The 13,438-nt window shown below is 46.8% G+C and carries 11 protein-coding genes and 1 pseudogene; 3 read left to right on the forward strand and 9 right to left on the reverse strand.

Going from position 1 to position 13,438, the window contains the following annotated elements; translation table 11 throughout:
* Positions 1–57: 57 nt before the first annotated feature.
* From ICV36_RS07270 to gyrA, 9 genes and pseudogenes are all read right to left on the reverse strand, one after another.
* Positions 58–396 (reverse strand): annotated as a pseudogene (locus ICV36_RS07270) (integration host factor subunit beta); the annotation flags it as partial.
* 52 nt (positions 397–448) lie between these two features.
* The gene (rpsA, locus tag ICV36_RS07275) at positions 449–2,122 is read right to left on the reverse strand and encodes a 30S ribosomal protein S1 (RefSeq protein ID WP_215400052.1); all 1,674 of its coding nucleotides are present in this window, start codon (positions 2,120–2,122) and stop codon (positions 449–451) included.
* A gap of 155 nt (positions 2,123–2,277) precedes the next feature.
* On the reverse strand, positions 2,278–2,940 hold the full coding sequence (gene cmk / locus ICV36_RS07280; RefSeq protein ID WP_215400053.1) for a (d)CMP kinase: 663 nt from the start codon (positions 2,938–2,940) through the stop codon (positions 2,278–2,280).
* 14 nt (positions 2,941–2,954) lie between these two features.
* The gene (gene aroA / locus ICV36_RS07285; protein WP_215401597.1) at positions 2,955–4,274 is read right to left on the reverse strand and encodes a 3-phosphoshikimate 1-carboxyvinyltransferase; all 1,320 of its coding nucleotides are present in this window, start codon (positions 4,272–4,274) and stop codon (positions 2,955–2,957) included.
* An 8-nt stretch (positions 4,275–4,282) separates the two neighbouring features.
* On the reverse strand, positions 4,283–5,164 hold the full coding sequence (locus ICV36_RS07290) for a prephenate dehydrogenase/arogenate dehydrogenase family protein (RefSeq protein ID WP_215400054.1): 882 nt from the start codon (positions 5,162–5,164) through the stop codon (positions 4,283–4,285).
* The gene (gene hisC, locus ICV36_RS07295) at positions 5,161–6,279 is read right to left on the reverse strand and encodes a histidinol-phosphate transaminase (RefSeq protein WP_215400055.1); all 1,119 of its coding nucleotides are present in this window, start codon (positions 6,277–6,279) and stop codon (positions 5,161–5,163) included. Before hisC ends, ICV36_RS07290 begins: the two co-directional genes overlap by 4 nt.
* Before the next feature lie 42 nt (positions 6,280–6,321).
* Entirely contained in the window at positions 6,322–7,401 is a 1,080-nt protein-coding gene (pheA, locus tag ICV36_RS07300; protein WP_215400056.1) for a prephenate dehydratase, read from the reverse strand.
* A complete protein-coding gene (gene serC, locus ICV36_RS07305) occupies positions 7,401–8,498 on the reverse strand; it encodes a 3-phosphoserine/phosphohydroxythreonine transaminase (RefSeq protein ID WP_215400057.1) in 1,098 nt (365 codons plus the stop codon). Before serC ends, pheA begins: the two co-directional genes overlap by 1 nt.
* 25 nt (positions 8,499–8,523) lie before the next feature.
* Positions 8,524–11,232, reverse strand: a complete 2,709-nt coding sequence (gyrA, locus tag ICV36_RS07310; RefSeq protein ID WP_215400058.1) for a DNA gyrase subunit A — start codon at positions 11,230–11,232, stop codon at positions 8,524–8,526.
* Positions 11,233–11,391: 159 nt separating this feature from the next.
* On the opposite strand from gyrA, the gene ompA reads away from it, so the two are divergent.
* The 3 genes from ompA to ICV36_RS07325 all read left to right on the forward strand — a co-directional run bounded on the left by ompA (position 11,392) and on the right by ICV36_RS07325 (position 13,435).
* Entirely contained in the window at positions 11,392–11,961 is a 570-nt protein-coding gene (gene ompA, locus ICV36_RS07315) for an outer membrane protein OmpA (protein ID WP_215400059.1), read from the forward strand.
* Positions 11,962–12,057: 96 nt separating this feature from the next.
* Entirely contained in the window at positions 12,058–12,747 is a 690-nt protein-coding gene (gene ubiG / locus ICV36_RS07320) for a bifunctional 2-polyprenyl-6-hydroxyphenol methylase/3-demethylubiquinol 3-O-methyltransferase UbiG (protein WP_215400060.1), read from the forward strand.
* Positions 12,748–12,754: 7 nt separating this feature from the next.
* Entirely contained in the window at positions 12,755–13,435 is a 681-nt protein-coding gene (locus ICV36_RS07325) for an HAD family hydrolase (protein WP_215400061.1), read from the forward strand.
* The last annotated feature ends 3 nt before the right edge of the window (positions 13,436–13,438 follow it).

A 13,438-nucleotide genomic window follows, 5' to 3' on the forward strand; every position in this document is an offset into this window, starting at 1 on the left:
AAATTAAATAAAAAAATGGCCCGAATGGACCACTGAGGTTGAGCCTGAATCTTAGGCACCAGAACCCTCTTTGGGGCCCGCCTGCTTCAACGGCTTGTAATCTACTCGCTCACGCAACTCTTTGCCAGGCTTAAAGTGCGGAACACGTTTTTCTGGAATCAATACTTTCTCGCCAGACTTTGGATTGCGACCAGTGCGCGCAGGACGATGATGAAGTACAAAACTTCCCACGCCACGCAGCTCGATACGCTTGCCCTCAGCCAAAGCATGAGTCATTGTGTCCAGCAAAGTTTTTACCGCTAACTCCACGTCCCTAGGCAAAAGCTGCGGAAACTGTTCCGCAAGACTCTCTACTAGTTCGGAGCGGGTAATTGCTTGTTGCTCTTGATCTGTCATGATCTATCAATAAAAAATCGCCGCTATCCTAGTGGAAAGCGGCGATATTGATTTAGCCTTGATTGTCCAATTTTGCTTTTAACAAGGCGCCCAAATTGGTTGTGCCAGACTGCGCATCACCTTGGAGCTTGCTCATTGCATCTTGTTGATCAGAGCTGTCTTTTGCTTTGATTGAAAGATTGATAACGCGTGACTTGCGATCAATGTTAATGATCATTGCAGTTACGCTGTCGCCTTCTTTCAATACATTACGTGCATCTTCAACGCGATCTGTTGAGATCTCGGAAGCACGTAAGTAAGCTTCAACTTCATCAGCCAAGTGAATAGTTGCACCCTTAGCATCAACCGCCTTAACAGTACCGGTAACTAAAGCACCTTTGTCGTTAACGGATGTGTAGTTGTTGAATGGGTCACCAGACAATTGCTTGATACCGAGAGAGATACGCTCTTTCTCAACATCAATTGCCAATACGGTGGCTTCAACTTCATCACCTTTTTTGTATTTCTTAACAGCTTCTTCGCCTGGCTCATTCCATGAGAGGTCTGAGAGGTGAACTAAACCGTCGATACCGCCAGGCAAGCCAATGAACACACCAAAGTCAGTAATAGACTTGATTGCGCCAGAAAGCTTGTCGCCTTTTTGTTGTGAACGTGAGAACTCTTCCCATGGGTTCGCTTTGCACTGCTTGATGCCCAAGCTAATACGACGCTTGTCTTCATCAATATCCAGAACCATTACTTCAACTTCAGTTCCTAATGCAGTAGCTTTGCTTGGAGCAACGTTCTTGTTAGTCCAATCCATTTCAGAAACGTGTACCAAACCTTCAATACCAGATTCGATTTCAACGAATGCGCCGTAGTCAGTTAAGTTAGTTACTTTGCCGAATAAACGGGTGTTTGGTGGGTAACGACGAGCGATACCAACCCATGGATCATCACCAAGCTGTTTCACGCCAAGTGAAACACGGTTCTTCTCTTGATCGAACTTCAAAATCTTAGCGGTAACTTCTTGACCAACAGTCAACATCTCGCTTGGGTGACGCACACGACGCCATGCCAAGTCAGTAATGTGCAAGAGGCCATCGATACCACCGAGGTCAACGAATGCGCCGTAATCAGTGATGTTCTTAACGAGGCCAGTAACCACTGCGCCTTCTTTAAGGTTAGACATCAACTTAGCACGCTCTTCACCTTGGCTAGCTTCAACAACAGCACGACGTGACAACACTACGTTGTTACGCTTACGGTCGAGCTTGATAACCTTGAACTCCATCGTCTTACCTTCGTAAGGGCTGGTGTCTTTGATTGGACGTGTATCAACGAGTGATCCAGGCAAGAAAGCACGGATACCGTTAACCATCACAGTCAAGCCGCCTTTAACCTTACCAGTAACAGTACCGGTAACGATCTCAGCTTGCTCGAGTGCTTTTTCCAAGTTCATCCATGATGCCAAGCGTTTCGCTTTATCACGGGAAAGGATTGTGTCGCCATAGCCGTTCTCTAAAGCGTCAATAGCAACAGAAACGAAATCGCCGGGAGCTACTTCAATCTCGCCAGCGTCGTTATGGAATTCTTCAACAGGAATAAACGCTTCAGACTTTAAGCCAGCGTTAACAACGACGAAGTTATGGTCGATGCGAAGAACTTCAGCCGAAATAACTTGGCCGGTCTTCATATTCGATCGGGTTAATGATTCTTCAAATAGTTCTGCAAATGATTCAGACATGTGTGTTCACTTTGTGCCGCCAGAAGGCCTGACGGGTTAGGTTAAAAAAGTCTTCAAGAAACACGCTAATGAAAAGTCGCGTTGTGGAGTTTCTTAAGACGCCAAAAACTACTGCTTACAACCAACTACCAACTAACTACTTAAATAACTACAAACTAAGCAATTGCAGATTGATACCAATCCAAAACTGTCTTAACTGCTTGATCTATCGATAAATCTGATGTTTCGAGCACTTTTGCACCGTCTGCAACCAACAAGGGGGCGGCGCCTCGACTACTGTCTCTGGCATCGCGCTCCTGCAAATCCTGCAACAAGTCCTCAAGTTTAGCAGAAATTCCCTTAGCTATCAATTGCTTATAGCGACGCTCGGCTCTGGCAGCAGCCGTTGCGGTCAAGAAAACCTTCAAAACTGCATCTGGGAATATGACGCTGGCCATATCCCTGCCATCAGCCACCAAGCCTGGTAATTGCCTAAAACTGCGCTGCAGACCAACTAAAGCCGCTCTCACCTCTGGATGAACGGCCAAAGCAGAGGCCATTAAACCGATGCTTTCCGTACGGATAGCATCAGTCACATCCTCACCATTGAGGAAAATTTGACTATTTTTGAATGAAATCAATAACTTAGGAACCAACAGACCTAATTCTGGGCCATTTTGAACGTCAATTCCCTGTTTTTCGCGCGCAAGAGCAACCAAGCGGTAAAGGGCACCACTATCGAGATAATGAAATCCTAGTCTTTCAGCTACCAAGGAAGCAACGGTACCTTTTCCTGAGGCGGTAGGTCCGTCTATTGCAATGACTGGAGGGAGACTCATAAATCCGCTTTGGGCTAGCTCACTACTTTCGCAAATTCTGCGAAATAGGTCGGGAATGTTTTTGCTACGCAATTGGGATCATTGATCTTAAGCGCATTTGGACCAAATGCAACGAGTGAGAAACACATCGCCATGCGATGGTCGTCATAAGTATCAATACCCTCAGCCGGTGACTTCCAATCACTTTGCAAAGCTGGGGCTTGAACAACAATATAGTCAGCACCTTCTTCAACAATGGCACCAACTTTTTTTAACTCCTTTGCCATTGCCGCGATACGATCCGTTTCTTTCACGCGCCAGCTAGCAATATTATTTAAGCGCGTTGGACCTTCAGCAAACAACGCAGCTACCGCAAGTGTCATTGCCGCATCTGGAATCTCTGTGCAATCAATGGTGATGCCATTGAGTTTGCCATTAGCATTTTTCACACCAGCAACCTCAATCCAATCATCCCCAGCAGCAATATTCGCACCCATGAGCGCAAGTGCATCAGCAAATGCCACATCACCCTGAATGCTGTCTTTGCCAACACCTAGAACCCGCACAGGGCCACCACCAATGGCACCCAGGGCTAAAAAGTATGAAGCTGAAGAAGCATCGCCCTCTACTGATAGCCGGCCAGGACTTTGGTAAACAGCTTCAGATGTTTTTGCTGGAATGACGAACGATTGCATATCAGGGCTAGTAACTATGACTCCAAAACGAGCCATCAACTTCAAAGTGATATCAATATACGGGCGAGAGATGAGCTCACCAATCACCTCAATACGCACAGGCTCTTGAGCTACGAGAGGCAAAGCCATCAACAAGGCAGTTAAGAACTGGCTTGATACATCACCACGTACTTTAACCACCTCTTTAATCTGAATATCCGCTGCCAATATTTTGATTGGGGGGTAACCGTCTTGCAATTCGTATTCAATCTTTGCACCCACTTGACGCAAACCATCCACCAAATCACGAATAGGTCTTTCGTGCATACGAGCAACACCAGACAAACGGTAATTACCGCCTTGCATAGCTAAGGCTGCTGTGAGGGGACGAATCGCAGTGCCAGCATTACCCATAAAGAGGTCTGCGTCCTGCACTGGAAACTTGCCTCCACACCCCTCAACAACACATACCTTGTCCGCTTTATCCGTAACGGATAAGCCTAATTGACGTAAAGCGTTTCGCATTACCTGGGTATCGTCGGCATCCAATAAATTCGTGAGGGTAGTTGTGCCGGAAGAGAGGGCTGCAAGCAATAGAGCGCGATTAGAGATACTTTTGGAGCCCGGCAACACAATCGAGCCTTGCGCCTGCTTAAAAGGTCCAATAGTGATATCTGGCAAACCACTCATCAAAGTACGTCCAAATCTTGACGTGCTTTGCTCGCCTTATTAAATAATTTTTCTAAACCTGCGCCATCACTTTCTGCAATAAGCTTGCGCATATGGTTCACGATCAAAAGATATTGATCCAACTCTTTCAGAATAGCGGCGCGATTACCCAAACAAATATCTCGCCACATTTCTGGACTAGAAGCGGCAATGCGAGTGAAATCTTTAAAGCCAGCACCAACATGACTCAACTTTTGCTCAGCATCTTCCGAGTTCACCACGCTTGCCATCAAGGCATAGGACAGCAGATGCGGAAGATGAGAGACGGCAGCATAAATCGCATCGTGCTGAACAACGCCAATTTTCTTCACATGCGATCCAACAGACTCCCAAAAGCCAGTGATTAAGGCGGTATCTTCAGGAGAGTTTTCCTGTAATGGGCAAATAATCGTCTGCTTGCCTTCGAACAAATCAGCCTTAGCGGCGCTGGCGCCATGCTGTGCACCACCAGCAATTGGATGCGCTGGCACAAATTGACAAACCTTCTTACCCAATACTTCTTTAGCAGCCAGGATGACATCACCCTTAGTGCTACCCGCATCTGTAATCATGGTGCGGGGCTCAAGATGCGGCTCCATCACTTCAAAGGCAGCTCGCATTTGAGCAACTGGCACGCAAAGCACAATCACATCAGATTGTTTTGCTGCCTCAACCAAATCGACTACACCATCAATTGCGCCCATCTTTTGCGCTTGCTCTATATTTTCTTTGCTGCGGCCTACGCCTAATACTTTAGTTACCACGCCTGCTTTTTTTAGAGCCAGGCCAAGTGAGGCGCCAATCAAACCAACACCAACGATGGTGACAGTACCGTAATTGCTTGCTGGATTAATAATGGTCATTTAAGAATATCTTTTAAGGCATCAATGAAGGCGTCATTCTCTTCAGGCAAACCAATTGAAATACGCAACCACTGCGGCAAACCATAGTTACCAACTGGACGAACAATAATGCCGCGCTTGAGCAACGCTAAATTGATGCGTGCACCCGCCTGATCGTCATCACCCACTTTCACCAAAACAAAATTTCCAGCAGACGGTAAGTATTGCAAACCCAACTCATCAAACGCTTTAGTGAGCTGTGCATAGCCTGCGCGATTCAATTCAAATCCCTGCTGCAAGAATGCTTTGTCCTGAAAAGCAGCAACTGCCGCTGCCTGAGCAAGACTATTTACATTAAATGGTTGACGAATACGATTTAAAAGATCAGTTAAGTGCGGCTGAGCTACACCATAACCAATGCGCAAGCCAGCCAAACCGTAGGCTTTTGAGAAGCTACGCGACAAAATCATATTAGGAAAGCGCTTCACCCAAGCAATTGCGTCGTAGCGCTGCTCTGGAGTGAGGTATTCGTTATAAGCTTCATCAAGTACCACCACAACATGAGACGGAACTGCCACCAAGAAGTCTTCAATCTCTTTTGCTGTGAGATAGCTTCCTGTTGGATTATTTGGGTTCGCCACAAAGACCAACTTCGCTTTATCGCCAGATGCCTTTATGGCTGCCAACATCGCCGGTAAGTCATGCCCATAAATAGCAGTAGCTGCAACTTCAACAGCCTTTGCGCCAACAGCTTGAGTGGCGAGAGGATAAACAGCAAACGCATGTTTGGAGAAGATCACTTCGTCGCCAGCTTGCGCAACAGCGCGTGCCGCTAATTCCAAAATATCGTTACTGCCATTACCCAAGGTAATCCAGTCTGTTGGCACACCTAATTTTTCAGCTAAGACATTCTTCAGCTCAAACCCATTGGAATCTGGGTAACGACCCAAATCACTTGCAGCCTTGAGCATGGCATCTTGCGCAGACTTTGGCATACCCAATGGATTCTCATTGGAAGCAAGCTTCACAATCTTGTTTTCATCTAGGCCGTATTCGCGCGCAACTTCACTAATAGGACGCCCGCCAACATAAGGGGCAATCGCATGAATATGTTTTAGACCAATCTTGGAAGTCATTCTGGCTTTGCTAATGTTGTTGTTAACTGCGGATGTTCCTGATTAAGCTGAGTGCGGATAAGAGCCGAGGTTTTTGTAGAAAGCAGCAACGCCCTTCAACTCTTCAAGCGCCTTCAAAACTTTCTCGTCATCCGCATGGCCGGCAATATCGATATAGAAGTGATATTCCCAAGTACCTTTGCGCGCAGGACGAGATTCAAAGCGATTCATGGATACACCATGTTTTGCCAAGGGCGCCAATAAGCGATGAACAGCACCAGGCTGGTTATCTACCGAGAGAACTAGCGATGTTTGATCTTTGCCAGTGGGTTGGCATGCATAGTTACCAACCACGACAAAACGGGTGCGGTTATGAGGGTCATCCTGAATTTGTGCAGCTACAGCTTGCAGACCATAGGCTTCTTGCGCAGGATCACCAGCAATTGCAGCTAAAGTGGGATCGGCAGCAGCCAACCGCGCTGCCTCTGCATTACTACTGACTGCTTGACGCTTTAATTGTGGAGCGTGCACGCTTAACCATTGCTGACATTGCGCCAATGCTTGCGCATGAGCACAGACAGTTGTTACGCCATCCAGGTTACCGCTCTTAGTCAACAAGTGATGACGAATTGGTAGCACCACTTCACCGCTAATACGCATTGATGAATCGAGCAACAAATCTAATGTGCGCGAGATAGCGCCTTCACTAGAGTTTTCAACTGGAACAACCCCAAACTGGGCTGCACCCTTCTCCACTGACTTAAATACTTCATCTAGGCTTGCGCAAGGTAAGCCGGCAATAGAGTGGCCAAAATACGTTTGTGCAGCTTGTTCTGAAAAAGTGCCCACTGGCCCAAGGTAGGCAATAGTTTGGCGAGCTTCTAGAGCTCTGCATGCTGACATCACTTCACGCCAAATAGCAGCAATGCCATCTGGAAGCAAAGGTCCTTTGTTGATCTCTTGCAAACGAGCAACAACTTGGCGCTCACGCTCAGGACGGAACACAGGAGATGCAAAGCCCCCTTTAACATGCCCCACTTCTTGTGCTGCTTTTGCCCGTTGAGTCAGCAAATCTAAAATTTGCGCATCCAGTGCATCAATTTTTTCGCGCAGGGGAGCTAAGCGCTGTTCTTCAGTACTCATTAAGCCCGCCTTTCAAAATCACGCATAAATTCAACCAAGGCTTTTACGCCCTCAATAGGCATGGCGTTATAGATACTGGCGCGCATGCCGCCCGCAGCTTTATGACCCCGCAAGGCAACCAAACCAGCTGCATTTGATTGGGCCAAAAACTCTGCGTTTAGGTTCTCATCTTTTAAGAAGAAAGTCACGTTCATGCGTGAGCGATATTCTTTAGTGACGCGATTTTCATACAAACTGCTTTGATCCAAGAAGCTGTAGAGCAAATCCGCTTTTTCTTGATTACGCTTTTCGATGACCTTCACGCCACCCTGTTTGAGTAACCACTTAAATCCAAGGCCAGCCATATAGATCGAGAAAGTCGGGGGTGTATTAATCATGGATTGCGTATTTGCTTGTACTGACCAATCCCAAATCGTTGGGGTAATGGGCATGCTCTTACCCAGCAAATCCTTACGCACAATGACGATCGTCACACCAGATGGGCCAATATTCTTTTGCGCACCGCCAAACCAAACAGCACATTGATTCACATCCATCTCCTTAGAGAGAATGTTGCTAGAGATATCAGCTACCAGCGGAACATCGCCAACGTCTGGCACATCTGGAAACTCAACCCCACCAATGGTTTCATTGGCACAGTAATGTACATACGCAGCATCACTTGATAACTTCCAAGTTGATCTTGCGGGAATCGTATTAAATTTTTCTGTCGCGGAAGAAGCGGCTAAATTTGCTGTGCCGTATTTTTGCGCTTCTTTAAATGATTTTTCTGACCAAACACCCGTCACCAAGAAATCAGCCTGGGGTCCGTTCTTTGCCAAGGGCATGAGATTCATTGGGATGGCAGCATTCTGACCAAGACCGCCGCCCTGCAAAAGCAAAATCTCATAAGAATCAGGAATATTCATGAGTGTACGAAGATCTTGAATAACCTCCTCATACACTTCCATGAACTCTTTACTGCGATGGCTAATCTCCATCACGCTCGTACCGAGTCCACGCCAATTAAGCATTTCATCGGCAGCCTGCTTCAGCACCTCTTCAGGCAAAGTAGCAGGCCCCGCAGCGAAATTAAAAATGCGGCGGTCAAAAGTCATGATGTGTCTAGTCTAGAGATAACGCTTAAGCGTCACCAGCCGTATCGTCATTAGAATTGGTTGCTGGATCTGCAGATGGATCAACCTCTTCTGCGTCATCGGCATCGTCATCTGAATCACTCTCAGCAATACGTTGCAAACCAGATAAACGCGTACCCTCATCTACGTTAATCAAAGTAACACCTTGAGTAGCGCGACCCATTTCACGAATTTCAGAAACGCGTGTGCGAACCAATACACCGCCGGTAGTGATCAACATAATTTGATCCTCTGGCGACACCAAGGCAGCAGCAACCACTTTACCGTTACGCTCAGAAGTCTGAATCGCAATCATGCCTTTTGTGCCACGCCCATGACGGGTGTATTCAGCTATTGGCGTACGTTTGCCGTAACCATTTTCTGTTGCAGTTAATACGCTACTTGGAATCGCAATGCCATTTGCATCAACCACAGCGGCCTCAACACCTTCCGCAGCCTCTGCTGGAGCAACCAACATTGCAATGACTTGATGGCCATCACCCAAGTTCATGCCGCGCACACCGCGCGCAGTACGACCCATTGGACGAACATCATTCTCATCAAAGCGCACTGCTTTACCAGCATCTGAGAACAACATGACATCATGCTGGCCGTCTGTAATGGCCGCACCAACCAAGAAGTCATTTTCATTCAAGTCAACTGCAATAATGCCGGCCTTACGTGGGTTAGAGAAGTCAGACAAACGCGTCTTCTTCACAGTACCCAAGCTAGTAGCCATAAAGACGTACTGATCGTCTTGATAGCCCTTAATAGGCAGAATTACCGTAATCTTCTCACCCTCAATTAGCGGGAACATATTGATGATTGGTTTACCGCGAGACGTGCGGCTTCCCTGTGGAACTTCCCATACCTTCAGCCAATACATGCGGCCACGATCAGAGAAGCACAAAATGGTGTCATGGGTATTAGCTACGAATAAGGTATCAATCCAATCCTCATCTTTAGTAGCGGCCGCTTGCTTGCCACGACCACCGCGTTTTTGCGCGCGGTATTCACTTAGCGGTTGACTCTTCATATAACCAGTATTCGAAAGGGTCACCACCATATCTTGCGGCGTAATTAAATCTTCGGTGAAGAGTTCAGTTGCATTCATTTCAATAAATGAACGACGACCAGTATCGCCACCTGCAATACCAAATTCAGATTGCACTTCTTTTAACTCGGACTCAATCACTTGAGTGACACGCTCCGGCTTCGCTAACAAATCAAGCAAGTCAGAAATTTCTGCCATCACTTCTTTATATTCGTTAACGATCTTGTCTTGTTCGAGGCCAGTCAAGCGTTGTAAGCGCATCTGCAAAATTTCTTGCGCTTGACTATCAGATAGGCGATACAAGCCTGTCGTTTGCATGCCGTACTCGGGCAACAATCCTTCTGGGCGATAGGCATTGCGGCCGCCTGGCGTATCCGTCTCAGCGCGCGCCAACATCTCGCGCACCATCGATGAATCCCATGCTTTGCCCATCAACTCTTGCTTAGCAATTACAGGGTTCGCAGCAGCTTTAATAATCGCGATGAACTCATCAATATTTGCTAATGCAACAGCAAGTCCCTCTAAAACATGTCCGCGATCGCGTGCTTTACGTAATTCAAAAATCGTGCGACGTGTCACCACTTCTCGACGATGCTGCAAGAAGTACTCAAGCATTTGCTTCAAGTTCAACAAGCGTGGTTGGTTATCTACCAACGCCACCATGTTCATACCGAAGTTATCTTGTAACTGTGTACTCTTATACAAATTATTGAGAACGACTTCAGGCACTTCACCGCGCTTCAATTCAATCACAACGCGCATACCGGATTTATCTGATTCATCACGTAAATCGGAAATGCCTTCTACTTTTTTCTCATTCACCAACTCAGCGATACGCTCGAGCAAGTTCTTTTTATTAACTTGGTATGGCAATTCATCAACGATGATCGCTTGTCGCGCACCCTTGTCTAAATCCTCAAAGTGAGTCTTCGCTCGCATAACAACACGGCCACGACCAGTACGGTAGCCCTCACGAACCCCTTGAAGGCCGTAAATGATGCCCGCAGTCGGGAAATCGGGGGCTGGAATGATCTCAATGAGCTCATCAATCGTGCATTCTGGGTTGTGAAGCACGTGCAGACAGGCTGTAACCACCTCATCCAAGTTATGGGGCGGGATATTGGTTGCCATACCTACAGCAATGCCAGAACTGCCATTTATCAGCAAATTAGGCACTTTGGCAGGCAGAATCAGGGGTTCTTTCTCACTACCGTCGTAATTTGGCCCAAAATCGACCGTTTCCTTGTCTAAATCGGCCAAAAGCTCATGGGCTATCTTGCGGAGGCGGATCTCGGTATACCGCATTGCAGCAGCGTTATCGCCGTCTACGGAGCCAAAGTTACCCTGCCCGTCAACCAGCATATAGCGCAGGGAGAAGTCCTGGGCCATCCGAACGATCGTGTCATACACCGCAGAATCGCCATGCGGATGGTATTTACCGATTACATCGCCAACTATACGGGCAGATTTTTTGTAAGCTCGGTTCCAATCGTTGTTTAATTCATACATCGCGAATAAGACCCGGCGATGAACCGGTTTGAGGCCGTCACGCACGTCTGGCAGGGCTCTGCCGACGATGACGCTCATTGCGTAGTCCAAATAGGACCGCCGCATTTCGTCTTCGAGGGATATTGGTAGTGTTTCTTTAGCGGCTTGTTCCATCTAGAAATAATATCATTTTGATGACAGGTAGGCCCTATGCTAAGATTCTGTCAGTTTGTACGAAATTGAGATGTGTCGCTTTGCAGTTTTTGCATCAAGGTAGGGCGAATTACATTTAAGTTTGACTTTAATTAAAAAAGAGATTTTTGAGGACTAAAAATGAACAAAACCCTAAGAGTGTTGCTGGCTTCTGTTATCACTGTTTCTGCTACTGCAGCAATTGCATCTGATAACTGGGAAAACAGCTCTGGCTTGAACTGGAAAAACGGCGATGGCACATTGTGCTGGCGCGACAACAACTGGACACCTGCAACTGCAGCTAAAGGTTGTGATGGTGCATTGACTGCTGCTCCTGCTGCTTCTGGCGTTAGCCAAAGCAAAATCACTTTGCAAGCTGACACACTTTATGACTTCAACAAGTCTGACTTGAAACCAGAAGGCAAAGCAACTTTGGACAAAATCGCTGCTGACTTGAAGAAAATCAAGTTAGAAGTAATCATTGCTGTTGGTAACACTGACAGCGTTGGTACAGATGCATACAACATGGCCCTCGGTCAGCGTCGTGCTCAGTCAGTTAAGACTTACCTGACAAGCAAAGGTGTTGACGGTAGCCGTATCTACACAGAATCTAAAGGCAAGAGCAATCCAGTTGCATCTAACGCAACTGCTGAAGGCCGCGCTAAGAACCGCCGTACTGACATCGAAGTTGTTGGTACAGCAGCTAAGTAATTCTTTTTACTTGTAAAAAAGCCCGCTTCTAGCGGGCTTTTTTATTTCCGCTATATTCATAAACTTCTCCTACAGCCTTACAACTAAGCAATCCATATGAACGTTGACCAATCAGAAATCGCCAAATTTAGCGCCCTAGCCCATCGCTGGTGGGATCCAAATAGCGAATTCAAACCGCTTCACGCTATCAATCCTTTGCGATTGGGATGGATTAAATCCTTTGTGACACTAGAAGGCAAAAAGGTAGTGGATATCGGTTGCGGTGGTGGCATCTTGGCAGAATCCATCTCACAATCAGGCGCAGATACCACTGGCATCGATTTATCTGAGAAAGCTCTTAAGGTTGCTGAATTGCACGCATTAGAAGTAGGTGCAAACCTCACTTATCGCTCAATCTCAGCAGAAGCATTGGCTGAAGAACAGCCAGAGCAATATGACGTTGTGACTTGCATGGAAATGCTTGAGCATGTTCCAGACCCAGCATCTGTTGTACGCGCCTGCGCAAAACTCTGCAAACCTGGTGGCACACTATTTTTTAGCACCCTCAATCGCAGCCCCAAGTCCTACTTATTCGCCATTATTGGCGCTGAATATATTCTGAAATTACTACCCAAAGGAACTCACGAATACGCCAAATTCATCAAACCTTCTGAGTTAGTAGCGTTTACCCGTCATGCAGGCCTAGAGATGCTTGGCATGAAAGGATTAAGTTACAACCCACTTACTCAGGTTTACAGCTTAAGTGACGATGTGGATGTCAATTACATGATTGCAGTTCGAAAGTAATTTAACCGTGAGCAACCTTTCCAGTCCTTATGCCGGAATCTTTTTTGATTTAGATGGCACCCTAGCGGATACGGCACCCGATTTAGTTGCTGCGACCAATAAATTACTCATTGCTCGCAATCTTGAGCCTAAGCCTTATGAGTTTCTGCGTCCTTACGCATCGGCTGGTGCCCGCGGATTGCTCGAAGGCGCCTTTGGCATTGCCCCTGATCATGCGGATTTCATTGCATTACGTGATGAGTTTTTTAGTAACTATGAAAATGCACTGCTGGTGGACAGTAAATTGTTTGCTGGAATTGATCGCTTACTCGATCAAATGGATCAAGCCAAACTCCCCTGGGGAATTATTACCAACAAAAGTGAGCGTTTTACCAACCCCTTAACTGATCTTATGGGACTACGCCAGAGGGCTGTTTCCACTGTATCTGGTGACACCACGCCTTATTCAAAGCCGCACCCTGAACCCATTCTGCATGCAGCCAGATCAACCAATATTGATCCCACAAAATCAATCTATGTTGGAGATGACATTAGAGACGTTGTAGCAGGCAAAGCAGCCGGCATGAAGACGGTTGCAGCCGCCTATGGTTACTGTGGCTGCAAAGAGCCTCCAGAGGCCTGGGGAGCAGATTACATCATCAATACCCCGCTCGATTTACTGCAAATCATCTTTCCCAATAGGGAATAGCCA

The organism is Polynucleobacter sp. MWH-UH35A (assembly GCF_018687075.1).
Taxonomy (GTDB): Bacteria; Pseudomonadota; Gammaproteobacteria; order Burkholderiales; family Burkholderiaceae; genus Polynucleobacter.